The following is a 13,423-nucleotide window of genomic DNA, read 5'->3' as shown; positions in this document are numbered from 1 at the left end:
GCCCTGTCACGGCGGAGGTCGCGGGTTCGAGCCCCGTCCGCTGCGCCACTACCAGCTTTCATTTTCATCCTTTGGAAAGCCTACTTTATGGGCATTGACGCAATCTTGACTGATGATGGCCTTATCGCGACATTCTAAGGACCTTTTTTTAGCGATTTCGGGATTGTTTTGATAATACTCCACCGATTTTGTCCGCTCACAAGCCCCCAAAAGAAAAATCATAAAGAAAAAAATTCCACACCTTTTCATCAAAAGCTCCTCATTCGTTATAAGAAAAAATCGGCAAGGACCATTGATATTTGATCGCTAAAAGCCTAGCCCCCACGCCTATGATGAGCGTTATAAGCGTGCATAAAAGCGCATCAAGCTCCATCCACACCTCAAGAGCATAATAAAGCCCACCCGCGATGATAGCAATGCCTGCGTAAATTTCTTTTTGAAAAACAAGGGGGATGCGCATACACAAAATGTCGCGCAAAATCCCACCAAAAACCCCCGTAATCACAGCCGCCGCAATGGCAATAATCCAGCCATAATTTTCATTGACGGCAATTTGCGCGCCCAAAATGCTAAAGACCACAAGCCCAATGGCATCGAGGGTTAAAAACAAACCCTCAAGCCGCTTCACCACGCGCGGGATACGCGTAGCAATGAGCGCACAAAAGCAAATTAAAATAATGTATTCAGGATGCTTGACCCAAGTGAGCGGATAATGCCCCAAAAGCACATCACGAATGCTCCCTCCGCCGATGGCCGTTACCAAAGCGATGAAAATCACGCCAAAAAGATCCATCCTATGTCGCCCTGCTGCCAAGGCCCCCGTCATGCCCTCGGCTGAAATTCCTATAATATAGAGCGTGGTGAGGAGCATCAAAAAATCCCACGCACCAATTGATGACAGACGCTGAATGTGGTGGAAAAATTTTGCCCACAATCCCCACACCCTAGTTGCAAACTGCGAATTTTTTTGGCACCGGCGAAAGTGCTTAGCATCGTCCGCCTTCTTTATCCTCGCTCGTGCAAAGATGCGCGAGGAAACAATCCGCACACAGGGGCCTTTTGGCCCTGCAAGTGTAACGACCAAAAAGCACCATGGCTTGATGAAGGTGGTTGAGCCTATCCTTAAAAATGCGCGTCAAATCCTCCTCTGTCGCCTCGGGCGTTTTTGCGCGGCTCAAGCCAAGGCGATGCGACACGCGAAAAACATGCGTATCCACAGCCATAAAATTCGCCCCGCACCACTCGATCAAAACGACATGGGCCGTTTTTTGTCCCACCCCCGCAAGACTTTTCAGATCCGCTTCGTTGAGTGGGATTTCGCCCTTGAATTTTTCACAAACGACCCTTGCCATTTTGATGAGATTTTGAGCCTTGTTGTTGAAAAATGAGCAGCTTTGAATGAGGGCTTTAAGGCTTGATAGATTGGCATTTGCAAGGCTTTTTATGTCGGGGTAGGCCTTAAAAAGTGCTGGCGTGATGTGATTGACCCTTTTATCGGTGCACTGGGCAGAAAGCATCACGCAAACGATGAGTTCGTAAAGACTAGAAAATTTCAGCTCTGTACTTGGTTTTTGAAAATTGGCAAGAAAAAGTTCTTTGATTTGTAAATTTCTTTTCATTTTTTCATTCTAGTTGATTAGTTTTAACAAAGTTTATATATAATGACGCTTCGACGCTACAAATATTTCATTTTTAAGGATAAATTTATGAAAAAAATTTCTTTGGTCATCGCAGTTTTGTTTGCGAGCCTGAATGCAGCCACAGTAGCCACAGTCAATGGCAAAAAAATCAGCGATGCGGATGTGAGTGAATTTTTCGCGCCCTTGTTGAAGGGGCAGGATTTTAATAAATTACCCGAGCAGGAGCGAAAAAATTTAGTGCAGCAATACATCATGCAAGATTTGCTTTTGCAGGATGCGAAAAAGCAAAATTTTGAAAAAAACCCCGCCTACGCTAAAGAGCTTGAGCGTGCGAAGGATGCGATTTTGGTCAATCTTTACCAAGACAAGCTGATGAAAAGCATCAAAATCGATCCTGCGAAGGTCAAGGATTTTTACGAGCAAAATAAGGACCAGTTTGTGAAGTCTGCGAGGGTGAAAGCCAAGCACATCTTAGTCGCAGGCGAAGAGGAAGCGGTCAAGATCATCGATGAGCTTAAAAAGCTAAAGGGTAGCGCTTTGGAGAGCAAATTCGCAGAGCTTGCCAAGGAAAAATCCATCGACACAGGCTCGGCTAGCAATGGCGGGGAATTGGGCTGGTTTGATGAATCAGCCATGGTAAAGCCTTTCACTGATGCGGTTTTTGCCCTCAAAAAAGGCGATCTGACCACAACTCCAGTGAAGACGAATTTTGGCTATCACGTTATCTTAAAAGAGGACTCTAGAGCGGAGGAGCAGGCGAAATTTAACGATGTGAAGCAGGGCATCGAAAGCAGTTTGCAGTTTGAAGAATTTCAAAAACAAATCAATCTCAAAGCGCAAGAGCTTTACAACGCCGCCAAGGTGGAAATAAAATAATGGGCGTTTTAGACCTAGTTCCTGCGGGGGTTGTCAGCGGCGAGAAGCTCAATTTACTCTACGATTACGCCAAAAGTGAGGGCTTTGCCCTCCCAGCCGTCAATGTCGTAGGCAGTCACTCCGTCAATGCCGTTTTAGAAAGCGCCAAAAAAATCAACTCCCCCGTCATCATCCAGTTTTCCAACGGTGGGGCGAAATTCTACGCGGGTAAATCCTGCCCGGGCGGCGAAATTTTAGGCGCTATCAGTGGGGCAAAGCATGTGCATTCACTCGCCAAGGCCTACGGCGTGCCTGTGGTTTTACACACCGATCACGCCGCGAGGAAGCTTCTGCCCTGGATCGATGCCCTCATCCTAGCCAACGCTGAATTCAAGCAAAAAAACGAACAGGCCTTATTCAGCTCTCACATGCTGGATCTGAGCGAGGAGGATTTGGAGAGCAATCTGGGCACCTGTGAGACCTATCTCAAAAAGCTCGACGCGCTGGGGATTTGCCTCGAGCTGGAGCTGGGCTGCACGGGCGGCGAAGAGGACGGCGTGGATAATACAAATATCGATAATGCCAAGCTTTACACCCAGCCTGAAGATGTCGCTTTGGCCTATGAGAGGCTGATGAAAATCAGTGATAAATTCTCCATAGCGGCGAGTTTTGGGAATGTGCATGGGGTTTATAAGCCCGGAAATGTGAGCCTCCAGCCCGAGATTCTTAAAAATTCTCAAAATTTTGTCAAAGAAAAATTCAAGCTTTCGCAAGACAAGCCCATCCATTTCGTCTTTCACGGGGGCAGTGGCAGTGAGCTGCAGGACATTAGGGACGCTGTGAGTTACGGGGTGGTTAAGATGAATATCGACACCGATACGCAGTGGGCCTTTTGGGACGGGGTGCGCGAGTATGAGGCGTCAAATAGGGCTTACTTGCAGGGACAAATCGGCAATCCACAGGGCGAGGACAGGCCAAATAAAAAATATTACGACCCAAGAGTGTGGCTGAGGGCTGGTGAGGAGAGTATGGTAAAGAGGCTAGAGATCGCCTTTGAGTGCCTCAATTGCGTCAATAAAAATTAAATTCTACGGGGTCTTTATGGATACGAAGGAATTTTCCGAGCTTGTCTTGCCAGAAAATAAAGAAAAAAAAGGCTTTTTGGTCTATTTTAAAATCATCCTCATCCCCACCCTGCTTTATCTTTTTGTCGTGTTGGGGTATTTGAAGCAAATCAATTTTCAGGTTGAGATCCACACCCTAGTGATGACGGGACTTATTTATTTGACCGCTTTGATTTTTGCAAGGCACAGCGCGGAATATGCCTATAATATCTTCGAGCAGCAAAAAGACGAATTCAAACAGGCCCTCAAGCGCCATATCATGAAGCATTTTTTAACCATAGGCAAGGACACGAAGTCCAACGCGAGCTTTGATGACTTTGCTCATGCTTACATCAAGGGAACGCGCAATGAAAATTTCGCCGCCATAGGCTCTACAATTTTCCCCATGATGGGGATTTTGGGCACCTTTGTCAGCATCGCTCTTTCAATGCCCAATTTCAGCTCCACAAACACAGAGGCTCTTGAGCAAGAAATCGCCGTGCTTCTAAGCGGGGTCGGCACTGCGTTTTATGTTTCTATTTATGGGATTTTCCTAGCTTTGTGGTGGATATTTTTTGAAAAATTTGGCACGAGCAAGATGCAAAAATTACTCAACCGACAAAGGAATTCAACCAGTGGCTTTTTTTGGACGAAGGAGGAGCTTGATCTCAAATACCTCAGCGAGAGCTTGCATCATTTTGACAAGATCGGCGCGATCTTCAAACAGGTGGCGCGTGATGATTTTTTTGCCGAGCTCGATCATACCATCGAACGCAAATTTGCCATCTTCCAAGACATGCTCAATATCGAAGAAAAGGCCATCAGACTCAGCAGTGAGCACATCAAGCAAAGCATGAGTGAGCTTTCTAAAACCCAAAGGGATCAAAGGAATTTAGCCAAGCTTTACAGCGAGATGCTAAACGGCGTCAGCACGCTCAATCAAAGCATGAAGGAGATCAGCACAAGGATGAGTGAGCAGTATTATCGTCTCTTGGATGTGAGCTCCGAGAAAATCACGCATCTGGATAAAACTCTGGAGAATTTTGAGGAAAAAATCGACCGTTTTGCTAAGAATTTTGAGCTTTACGAAAGGACGATGCTAGAAAGTCAGGAGAGGGTTTTCAACGGCTTTAGGGATAGCCTTTTTGAGGGGATGCAAAAATTTCAAGAAGTCTATGCGGAGGAAAAAAGCATTGATGATAAGCTTGAGTTGATGAGTGAATTTAAAAAAGAGCTTAGCGAACTCAACGACGAAACTCAAGATCTCATCGCAAAATTTGACACAAAGCCAAGCAGCGAAGAGTCCGTAAAAGACGAAGAAGAAAAGCAGGATGAAAAATAGGGACGGGGGCAATTTTTGGATAGCTTATGCGGACTTGATGGCAGGTTTGCTTTTCATCTTCATCCTGCTCATCGGCGCTATCGTGGTGAAATATGTCCTCACCCAAGACGATCTGAGGCAAATCAAAAATAATCTCAACCTCCAAGAAGAGCGCTTGGAGCAGAGCAAACAAGCCCTGCGCGATAAGGAAGCCATCGTCTTTGAGCTGAGTCGGGATCTGAACGCCACCTTCAACACCCTTAGCAGGATAAATTCCCAAAAGGCCGAACTTGAGGCCAATGTCAGCGATTATGCGCGCCTTAGCAAGGAGCTACATGCCAATCTTGACGAAAAAGACAAGCAAATTCTCATTTTACTCGGGCAACTGGATAGAAATGAAAGGGAGCTTCATGCCCTGCGGGAGGACTTTAGGGAGGCTAGGGCTAGGGTGAATTCTTTGCATTTCATCCGAGAAAATTTAAGCGCGCAGCTAGAAAATAAGCTTGATGAAAACATCAGCATCGACAAAAAAACGGGAGCGCTTTCCCTGAGCGCGGAGGTTTTGTTTGATAAGGACTCCTTCGCACTCAAGGACGAGGCGAAGGCGAATTTAAAGAAAATTTTAAGCGGGTATTTTGCGGCGATTTTAAACGATGAGAACATCAGCAAAAACATCGAAAACATCATCATCGAGGGGCATACCGACAGCGACGGTTCTTACATTTACAATCTGGATCTGTCCCAAAAAAGAGCCTATGAGGTGATGAATTTTATCTATAGTTTTTATCGGGATGAGAAATTGCAAAAGCTTTTGATGGCAAGTGGGCGGTCTTTTTCAGTGCCCATTTTGAAAAACGGCGTGGAGGATAAGGATCTTAGCCGCAGGATTGAGATAAAATTTAGCATCAAAAACGATAACGCCATCGAGGAGCTTGAGAATTTCTTTGAGCTTCGTTAGTAGGATTGACAAGCTTTGTTTTAGGGGCCTTGAATTTTACCTAAAGCGCGATGATTTGCTGAGCGAATTTGGCGGCAAGGCCAGAAAACTGAGCTTTCACCTAGCCCAAAACTATCCCCAAAATCAGCACTTCGTAAGCTACGGAGGACTGCAAAGCAATGCCCTAGCGGCTTTGAGTCTTTTTAGCAAAAAGCGAAATTTCAGGCTTTCTTACGCCTTTGAACGATCCAGCACTTTTTTGGAAAAAAACCCTCGCGGAAACTACGCCCTAGCCCTTGCAAACGGGACGAAATTTATCAAAAAGCCCCAAAATTTCCCCTCGCTCCAAGATTTCGCCCTCAGTTTGTGTGCCAAAGGAGACATCCTCATCCCCCAGGGCCTAGCCACGCAAGATGCGGCGCAGGGCTACCAAGAGCTCACCCGAGAGCTTGAGGATCAAAGCAGGGCAATGGGCGTGGACTTTGATATTTTCTTACCCTCAGGCACGGGCACAGCGGCCGCCTTTTTGGCCAAATACAGCAAATTTAGGGTTTTCACCTGCGCTTGCATCGGAGGAAGTGCCTATTTGCGGGCTCAAATTTCAAGCCTTGAGCCAGATTATGACTTTTCCAATCTTCACATCCTAGAGCCGCCCAAAAAATACCACTTCGCCAAACCCTACGCGGAATTTTACGCCCTTTATGAGGCCATCAGACGAGAATGCCGCGTGGAATTTGACCTGCTTTATGACATGCCGGGCCTTAGGACCCTGCTGCATCACAGGGCGAAATTGGGGCGGATTTTATACCTGCATCAGGGCGGACTGAGCGGAAATGAAACGATGCTCGAGCGATATTTGGCCCATAACTTGTAATAAAATGTATGAAAGTGATGATTTCTGCAATTTTAATACAAAACAATATGCACTTTTTGTGAACCATGCACTCCAAAAACAGGGATGAGCTCTATGTCTGCGGTGCGCGAGGGTCCGGCGATGAAGAGGATATTGCTCGGTAAAATTTCGTTTTCTTTTTTCACCAAATTTAAAGCCTCGGCCAAAGAAGCGACAACATTTTCTTTTTGCAGTAAAACAATGCAAAGCTTGGGTGCTAGAGAGAGCATTCTAGGCTGAGCCGGACTTGAAAGCACCAAAGCCACCCCGTGAGAGCTGACCCCGCACCTTGCCCTAATGATGGAAAAATCGCTATGAAAAACCTCCCGCCTCAAAGCTTCAATTTCTTGATCGAAGCAAATTTTTTTGCCAGCCCTAATTTTTTCCATATCCAAGTTTAAATTCGCCGGATAAATCAAACTCTCATAGCCGTAATTTTCCGCGATGGCGTTGATTTTCTCCTCCAAATCCTCCGCCGCACTCTCCTCGACCATGTATTTATTGTCGCTCATTTTTTGTTTCATCTCGCCCAAAATTTCACCCCTTGAAGCGATATGCCCCACAGGATCGATGCTCTCAAGGCGTGAAAATTTCTTATCCTCATAGGCATCATTCAGTCTGGCAAAAATTTCCTCCCTACTCCTGGCCGAAATAAGCTCCACCTCACTCATAGCTCACTCCTTGTATTTTTTGCACCTCTTCATAAAGGTTGAATTTAAGCTGCGGCAGCTCTTTGAAGGTCCGCCATTTTTTAACGACGGGCAAAACACCGCCAAAATTCTGCACAAAATAGTTCAAATAATGCACCTTTGACAAAGAAAAACGCCATCGATCGCCGTTCGTGGCTAAATTTTTAAAGCCCCTCATCGCGAAGGCTTCCATCTTGCTAGGATGCAAGGCGTCTGCTCCTAGCGGAGGATTTTCCCCCTGTCCCACCTTATCACAACGCAGCTTTCGTATCAGATCGGCTAGCGGAATTTTCACCGGACAAACCTCCGAGCAGCGCCCACAAAGCGAGCAAAGGCTCAAAATATCCCCCGTTTTATCGATGCCAAATAAATTCGGGCTGATCACCTCACCAATGGGGCCAGGGTAAGTGGTCTGGTAGCTATGACCGCCGATTTTATCATACACGGGACAGAAATTCATACAGGCGCCGCACCGGATGCAGCGCAAAGCCTCGTAATAGTCCTTATGCGCGAGCATATCACTCCTGTGATGGTCAAACAAAATGACATGCACCTCCTTAGGCCCGTCCAAGTCCCCATTTTTGCGCGGCCCTGTGATGATATTGTTGTAAGTGGGGATGAACTGCCCCGTGGCCGAAGGGGTGAGCAAATGCACCATGGTCGCTGCGTCTTCAAAGCTCTCCAAAACCTTCTCGATCCCGCAAAGTGCGATGTGTATGTCGGGGGCTGTGGTGCACATCCTGCCGTTGCCTTCGTTTTCAATGAGCCAAATCGCCCCCTCCCTTGACATCGCAAAATTCACGCCCGTCAGTCCCAGCTCCAGGCCCTCAAATTCATCGCGCAAATATTTTCTGGCGATGGCGTTGAGCTTTTCAGGCTCACTCTCAAGCTCTGAGCCCAGCTTTTCTTTGAAAATTTCACCGATTTCATAGCGATTACGATGGATAGCTGGCACGACAATATGCACCGGAGTCTGGCCATCAAGCTGCAAAATCAACTCACCCAAATCCGTCTCAATCGCCCTTAGGCCCTTCTTTTCCAGATAGTGATTGAGCCCTATTTCCTCACTCGCCATGGATTTGCCCTTGAGAATTTTTCGGATATTCTTCTGTCGCATCAGCTCGTAAATGATCGCACAGGCATCCTCATCGCTACTGGCCCAATGCACCTTCATCCCGTTTTTCGTGGCGTTTTTTTCAAATTCCAAAAGCCTTTCTTTAAGGCTCATCAGGGCGTTATTTTTCGCCTGCTCGGCCTTGGTCCTCAAGCCTTGCCAATCCTCAAATTTCTCATCGATAACCTTGAGGCGATTTTTTTGCAGGGTGTGCATGGCCTTGGTTAAATTTTCACGCATTTGCTTGTCTTTGAGCTTGCTTCGGATGATTTGCTCGTGCGGGAATTTTTGCTCGACACTCATAAGCGCCCTCCTTCAAGTCTTTTGAGTAAAAAATCATACAAATGAAGCCCCTTCACATCAAGCCCCATTTTTCGCATCGTGCCGTCTATGTTCAAAAGACAGCCCCCATCCGCGCTGATGAGGTATTTCACACCTGTATTTTGTATGTCCTGAATCTTCGCCCTTGCCATGGCGTCTGAAATTTCGGGCTCTTTCACAGAAAAGGTCCCTCCAAAGCCGCAGCACTCCTCCTCATACTCAAGCTCCACCAGCTCCACATTTTTAAGCCTTTTGATGAGGTTTTTGCTCGAAGTTATGCTTTTTTGCACCCTCAAGGCGTGGCAGTTGGAGTGCCAAGTAACCCTCACAGGCTCACCCCTGTCCTCGTAATCCACCTTCAAAACCTCATCCAAAAACTGCGAAAGCTCCGTCACCCTAGCGCTAAACTCCCTCACCCTTTCAAATTCGGGCGAGTCCTTAAAAAGCTCCAAATAATCATGGCTCATCATCCCCGCACAAGAGCCGCTTGGGACGATGATGGGGTAGGGTTTGTCGAATAAATTCACATTGTAGAGGGCGACCTCTTTGCTTTCCTTAAAATAGCCTGAGTTGAAGGAGGGCTGGGCGCAACAGGTTTGATCTTTTTTAAAAATCACCTCCACGCCCTCACGGCGTAGAAGTTTGATGGCGTTTAAAACCATCTCCTGCATCGCGGCTGTGCCCAAGCAAGTGGCGTAAAAATATGCTTTGTCCATATTCTGGCCTCTTCACTTCGCAACCACATCCGGGATGATGCCGGGTAGGAAAAATGCGATGATGCAGGTCCAAATTCCAATCAAAATGATGAAGGATACCGAGTACTTGAAGGTGAATTTAAACAAATCCGACTCCCGTCCCACAAGCCCCACCGCCGCGCAGGCTATGGCGATGCTTTGTGGGCTTATCATCTTACCGACCACGCCGCCGACTGAATTTGCGGCTAAAAATAGGGCTTCCTTCATTTCAAGGGCGTTGGCACTGACCTGCTGCAGTGTCCCAAAAAGGAGATTGGAGCTGGTATCAGAGCCCGTTAAAAAGACCCCTATCCAGCCTATGACTGGGCTAAAGAACGCAAAGGCGCTCCCCGTGGTGGCAAAGGCGGTGCCCAAAGTCGCGCTCATGCCTGAATTTTTCGCCACGAAGGCGAAGGCCACAACCAAACCTATGGTGATGCAGGGCATGGCCATTTCTTTGAGGGTGTCGCCCAGAGCGTCCTCTACGACATTGGACTTGATGCGTAGAAAAAGTATGGTCAAAAGCGCCGCTACCAAAATCGCCGTCCCCGCCTGCAAGGCGATGAGGTTGATGTCCAAACTCAGCCCGATGGTTTTGCCCGCTTTGTCGATGATGGAGCCTTCGATATTGTTGAAGCTTAAGGCTACCTTAGTGTAATCAAACAGGGCACCCTTCGCAAAGAGCGCCTTGAACCAAGGCTGAGTCCAAATGATGACGCAGACGATGAGGAGGATGAAGGGTAGCCAAGCCTTAAACACCCTGCCAAATTCAAGCTGAGTGTGCGATGAGAAGTCCTTCAAGTCGTCAAAGCGAAAGATATTGGCGGGCTTCCAAAATTTCAAAAATACCGTGGTGCAGGTCAGGGAAACCACCGCCGATACGATGTCTGGCAACTCAGCGCCAAGGTAGTTTGAGCTCAAAAACTGCGTGGCCGTGAAGCTCACAGAGGCAACCAAAACCGCCGGGAAGGTCTCCCTCACGCCCTTGATGCCGTCCATCAAAAATATCAAGAAAAAAGGTATGGTGAGGCTCAGTGGCACGAGCATGCGCCCCACCATGGCGGACACCTCATACTGCTCGACCTGGACCAAATTGGACATCGCGATGATGGGAATTCCCACGGCGCCAAAGGCTACGGGGGCGGTGTTTGCGATGAGGCAGAGCCCCGCAGCGTGAAGTGGGCGTAGTCCAAGCCCCACAAGCAGCGCCGCCGTAATCGCCACCGGCCCACCAAAGCCAATCGCTCCCTCCAAAAATGAGCCGAAGCAAAAGCCGATCAAAATCACCTGAATTCTATGGTCTGGCGTGATGGTCATCACGCTTTCTTTAATCACCTCAAAAGAGCCTGACTTGATGGAAAGCTTGTAGAGGAAGATCGCTGCGATGATGATCCACGCGATGGGCCACATTCCCTGCGCGAAGCCCTGCACAAAGGATGCCCCCACCAAAGAAAAGGGCATACCGTAGGCGTAAAAGGCTATCAGGCTCGCCACGATGACGGTTATAAAGCCTGCCTGATAGCCCTTGAGCTTAAAAGTGAGCAAGCACATCAAAAAACACAGGATGGGCAAAAACGCCACCAAAGCGCTAATCCAGATGCTCCCAAACGGGTCTATGAGCTGCTGATACATCGAAAATCTCCTTAAAAAATTTGTTAAAATTTGCGTTAATGATTGTAAAAATTTATCATTAAATGGGACAAATTTTTACAATTTGTAAAGGTGATTATTTTAGCATTTGAGTAAAATGGTAACAAGTTCTTGGCTATTGTTTATTGCGTTTGAATTTCAAAAACAAGGCTTGAAATTTTTATAAATCATTGACGAGAAAGAAAATTTTTTGGCTAAAATCAGGGCTTGATTTTCGCTATTGAGGGCCATTTGATGAGCTTAAACATCGTAAGAAAAGATTTAGAAAACTTCGCTAAGATACCCGACCTTAAGAACCCCGTTACCTTTTTTGGTTCGGCTAGGTTGGAGTCTGATAATTTCTACTACCAGCAGGCTAAAATTCTCGCTAAAAGATGCGTGGAAGAGGGCTTTTGCGTGATCAGCGGCGGGGGCGGGGGCATTATGAGAGCGGCTAATGAGGGCGCTTGCGGTTCAGGTGGGGATTTTATCCATTCTGTGGGCTTGAATATCCTGCTCCCTTACGAGCAAAAGCTCAATGAATTTGTAGAGTACGGCATCACTTTTGAGAGCTTAGCCATTCGCAAAATGGCTCTTATTGAAAAGAGTCTTGCTTTTGTGATTTTCCCGGGCGGCTTTGGGACCTTGGACGAGTTGCTAGAAATTTTAACCCTCAAGCAACTCGCCTTTAAAAAAGACATCCCAATTCTACTTTATGGAGAGGATTTTTGGCAGGGGTTTGACGCCTTCATCAAAAATTCCTTGCTGCGACACGAGGTCATTTCCAAGGGCGATGAGCTAAAGTATCAAATCACTGATGATTTAGAATTGATGATGAAAATTTTGAAAGGACAATGATGAAAATTTTGGTCGCGATGAGCGGGGGGGTTGATAGCACCGTAACCGCCTACAAGCTCAAAAACGCAGGACACGAGGTCATAGGCTGCTACATGAAGCTGCACGGAAAGCCAGGCTATCACGAAGCAAACATCGCCAAAGTGGAGAAAGTGGCGCATTTTTTGCAGATTCCTTATCACATCTTGGACTTGCAGGAGGAGTTCAAGGCTAGGGTCTATATGCCCTTTGTCGATACCTATAAAGAGGGCAAAACGCCCAATCCCTGCGCCCTGTGCAATCGCTTCATCAAGCTGGGTAAGCTTTTAGAATTTGCCAAAAGCTTGGGCTGTGAAAAGCTAGCCACCGGGCACTATGCGAGGCTTGAGGACGGCTGCATCAAAACCGCCCTGGATGAGAGCAAGGATCAGAGTTATTTTTTAGCCAGTGCCGAAAAAGAAGCCTTGCAATACCTCATTTTCCCGCTAGGTGAGATGAAAAAAGAGGACGTTAAAGCCTTTGCGGCAAGCATTGAGCCGCTAAAATCCTTCGCCACACAAAAAGAAAGCAGTGAAATTTGCTTTGTGGAGGATACCTATGTGCAAGTTTTGGAGCAGTTCATGGACACCAAGCGCAGCGGCGAGGTGCTTGATAGCAGCGGCAGAGTGGTCGGCCGGCACGAGGGTTACATGCATTACACCATAGGCAAGAGGCGAGGCTTTGAGGTCAGAGGGGCGCACGAGCCGCATTTTGTGCTGAAAATCAAGCCCGAGCAAAATCAAATCGTAGTCGGCACGAAGGAGGAGCTGAAAGTGAGCGAATTTTCACTCAAAAATATCAACCTCTTCATCGATGCTAGCGATCTAGACTGCGAGGTTAAAATCCGCTACCGCTCCAAATCCACCCCCTGCAGAGTGCAAATCGATCAAAATGGCGCGGCAAAAATCCACCTTGGCGAGCCCGTCTATGGCCTAGCCAGCGGGCAAATGGCGGTTTTTTACGACAGGGACAGGGTCATCGCTAGCGGGTTTATCGATTGATCCCCAGCGCTTCAATTCCCCTTCGCTCCTCCCACAAGTCTCCTCCCCATTCAAACCCCTGCCTTGCACTCCACCGCCTCCAGCGTCCTGCAGCCTCGCACTCCGTCCAGCCCCCCAGCCGCTTGAAATTTTACTCCTCTCCGGCCACAGAGTCAGCAAGATCCCCATCGGCCACAACTCTCACGCAGCCTCATTCAAACCAGCCATCGTTTTGGTAGAATTTCGTCCGCTCAGCCAAATTCTACCCGTCGCCATGCCAGCCAATTTTCGCGGCCTGAAAATACCCCCGCACCGCCCCTTCACCCGCCCGCAGC

14 protein-coding genes are annotated in these 13,423 nt (G+C 47.6%); 7 read left to right on the top strand and 7 right to left on the bottom strand.

The genetic code is table 11. The features are described 5' to 3' along the window. Positions 1-48: 48 nt before the first annotated feature. The 3 genes from Q4A73_RS06445 to nth form a co-directional block, all read right to left on the bottom strand. Positions 49-249, bottom strand: coding sequence for an EexN family lipoprotein (locus tag Q4A73_RS06445; RefSeq protein WP_303206634.1), 201 nt, complete (start codon positions 247-249; stop codon positions 49-51). A 10-nt stretch (positions 250-259) separates the two neighbouring features. Continuing rightward, positions 260-871 (bottom strand): trimeric intracellular cation channel family protein, encoded by a 612-nt coding sequence (locus Q4A73_RS06440; RefSeq protein WP_303206633.1) that lies wholly within the window; start codon positions 869-871, stop codon positions 260-262. A 115-nt stretch (positions 872-986) separates the two neighbouring features. Next, complete coding sequence (nth, locus tag Q4A73_RS06435; protein ID WP_303206632.1) at positions 987-1,619, bottom strand: endonuclease III; 633 nt, start codon at positions 1,617-1,619, stop codon at positions 987-989. Between the two features lie 87 nt (positions 1,620-1,706). Here nth and Q4A73_RS06430 point away from each other — a divergent pair, with 87 nt between their 5' ends. The 5 genes from Q4A73_RS06430 to Q4A73_RS06410 are packed head-to-tail and all read left to right on the top strand — an operon-like array spanning position 1,707 to position 6,730. Next, positions 1,707-2,516 (top strand): peptidylprolyl isomerase, encoded by an 810-nt coding sequence (locus Q4A73_RS06430; protein WP_303206631.1) that lies wholly within the window; start codon positions 1,707-1,709, stop codon positions 2,514-2,516. Continuing rightward, positions 2,516-3,580: a class II fructose-bisphosphate aldolase gene (fbaA, locus tag Q4A73_RS06425; protein ID WP_303206630.1), complete on the top strand. Its 1,065-nt coding sequence runs from the start codon at positions 2,516-2,518 to the stop codon at positions 3,578-3,580. Before Q4A73_RS06430 ends, fbaA begins: the two co-directional genes overlap by 1 nt. 16 nt (positions 3,581-3,596) lie before the next feature. Further along, entirely contained in the window at positions 3,597-4,940 is a 1,344-nt protein-coding gene (locus tag Q4A73_RS06420; protein ID WP_303206629.1) for a MotA/TolQ/ExbB proton channel family protein, read from the top strand. Next, positions 4,930-5,877, top strand: coding sequence for an OmpA family protein (locus tag Q4A73_RS06415; RefSeq protein ID WP_303206628.1), 948 nt, complete (start codon positions 4,930-4,932; stop codon positions 5,875-5,877). Before Q4A73_RS06420 ends, Q4A73_RS06415 begins: the two co-directional genes overlap by 11 nt. Beyond that, positions 5,864-6,730, top strand: a complete 867-nt coding sequence (locus Q4A73_RS06410) for a 1-aminocyclopropane-1-carboxylate deaminase/D-cysteine desulfhydrase (protein WP_303206635.1) — start codon at positions 5,864-5,866, stop codon at positions 6,728-6,730. The genes Q4A73_RS06415 and Q4A73_RS06410 overlap by 14 nt, the downstream gene beginning before the upstream one ends. 32 nt (positions 6,731-6,762) lie before the next feature. Here the strand turns inward: Q4A73_RS06410 and Q4A73_RS06405 are convergent, their stop codons facing one another. From Q4A73_RS06405 to Q4A73_RS06390, 4 genes are read right to left on the bottom strand one after another with little or no spacing between them, the layout of a single operon-like run. Further along, on the bottom strand, positions 6,763-7,419 hold the full coding sequence (locus Q4A73_RS06405) for a lactate utilization protein C (RefSeq protein ID WP_303206627.1): 657 nt from the start codon (positions 7,417-7,419) through the stop codon (positions 6,763-6,765). Further along, positions 7,412-8,854 (bottom strand): LutB/LldF family L-lactate oxidation iron-sulfur protein, encoded by a 1,443-nt coding sequence (locus tag Q4A73_RS06400; protein ID WP_303206626.1) that lies wholly within the window; start codon positions 8,852-8,854, stop codon positions 7,412-7,414. The genes Q4A73_RS06405 and Q4A73_RS06400 overlap by 8 nt, the downstream gene beginning before the upstream one ends. Beyond that, positions 8,851-9,588: a (Fe-S)-binding protein gene (locus Q4A73_RS06395; protein WP_303206625.1), complete on the bottom strand. Its 738-nt coding sequence runs from the start codon at positions 9,586-9,588 to the stop codon at positions 8,851-8,853. Before Q4A73_RS06395 ends, Q4A73_RS06400 begins: the two co-directional genes overlap by 4 nt. A 12-nt stretch (positions 9,589-9,600) precedes the next feature. Next, positions 9,601-11,238: an L-lactate permease gene (locus Q4A73_RS06390; protein WP_303206624.1), complete on the bottom strand. Its 1,638-nt coding sequence runs from the start codon at positions 11,236-11,238 to the stop codon at positions 9,601-9,603. Positions 11,239-11,490: 252 nt separating this feature from the next. Between Q4A73_RS06390 and Q4A73_RS06385 the strand changes: the two genes are divergently transcribed. Then, positions 11,491-12,093, top strand: a complete 603-nt coding sequence (locus tag Q4A73_RS06385) for a TIGR00730 family Rossman fold protein (RefSeq protein ID WP_303206623.1) — start codon at positions 11,491-11,493, stop codon at positions 12,091-12,093. Then, positions 12,093-13,109, top strand: a complete 1,017-nt coding sequence (mnmA, locus tag Q4A73_RS06380; protein ID WP_303206622.1) for a tRNA 2-thiouridine(34) synthase MnmA — start codon at positions 12,093-12,095, stop codon at positions 13,107-13,109. The genes Q4A73_RS06385 and mnmA overlap by 1 nt, the downstream gene beginning before the upstream one ends. Positions 13,110-13,423 lie beyond the last annotated feature (314 nt).

The sequence above is a fragment of the Campylobacter sp. genome (assembly GCF_030528245.1).
Lineage (GTDB): Bacteria > Campylobacterota > Campylobacteria > Campylobacterales > Campylobacteraceae > Campylobacter_D.
This window is presented reverse-complemented; position numbering and strand designations above follow the sequence as displayed.

Excerpts from the sequence above, each read along its gene's own strand:
- Q4A73_RS06445 (WP_303206634.1), bottom strand. The coding sequence starts at position 249 with ATGAAAAGGTGTGGAATTTTTTTCTTTATGATTTTTCTTTTGGGGGCT.
- Q4A73_RS06440 (WP_303206633.1), bottom strand. The coding sequence starts at position 871 with ATGCTCCTCACCACGCTCTATATTATAGGAATTTCAGCCGAGGGCATG.
- nth (WP_303206632.1), bottom strand. The coding sequence starts at position 1,619 with ATGAAAAGAAATTTACAAATCAAAGAACTTTTTCTTGCCAATTTTCAA.
- Q4A73_RS06430 (WP_303206631.1), top strand. The coding sequence starts at position 1,707 with ATGAAAAAAATTTCTTTGGTCATCGCAGTTTTGTTTGCGAGCCTGAAT.
- fbaA (WP_303206630.1), top strand. The coding sequence starts at position 2,516 with ATGGGCGTTTTAGACCTAGTTCCTGCGGGGGTTGTCAGCGGCGAGAAG.
- Q4A73_RS06420 (WP_303206629.1), top strand. The coding sequence starts at position 3,597 with ATGGATACGAAGGAATTTTCCGAGCTTGTCTTGCCAGAAAATAAAGAA.
- Q4A73_RS06415 (WP_303206628.1), top strand. The coding sequence starts at position 4,930 with ATGAAAAATAGGGACGGGGGCAATTTTTGGATAGCTTATGCGGACTTG.
- Q4A73_RS06405 (WP_303206627.1), bottom strand. The coding sequence starts at position 7,419 with ATGAGTGAGGTGGAGCTTATTTCGGCCAGGAGTAGGGAGGAAATTTTT.
- Q4A73_RS06400 (WP_303206626.1), bottom strand. The coding sequence starts at position 8,854 with ATGAGTGTCGAGCAAAAATTCCCGCACGAGCAAATCATCCGAAGCAAG.
- Q4A73_RS06395 (WP_303206625.1), bottom strand. The coding sequence starts at position 9,588 with ATGGACAAAGCATATTTTTACGCCACTTGCTTGGGCACAGCCGCGATG.
- Q4A73_RS06390 (WP_303206624.1), bottom strand. The coding sequence starts at position 11,238 with ATGTATCAGCAGCTCATAGACCCGTTTGGGAGCATCTGGATTAGCGCT.
- Q4A73_RS06385 (WP_303206623.1), top strand. The coding sequence starts at position 11,491 with ATGAGCTTAAACATCGTAAGAAAAGATTTAGAAAACTTCGCTAAGATA.
- mnmA (WP_303206622.1), top strand. The coding sequence starts at position 12,093 with ATGAAAATTTTGGTCGCGATGAGCGGGGGGGTTGATAGCACCGTAACC.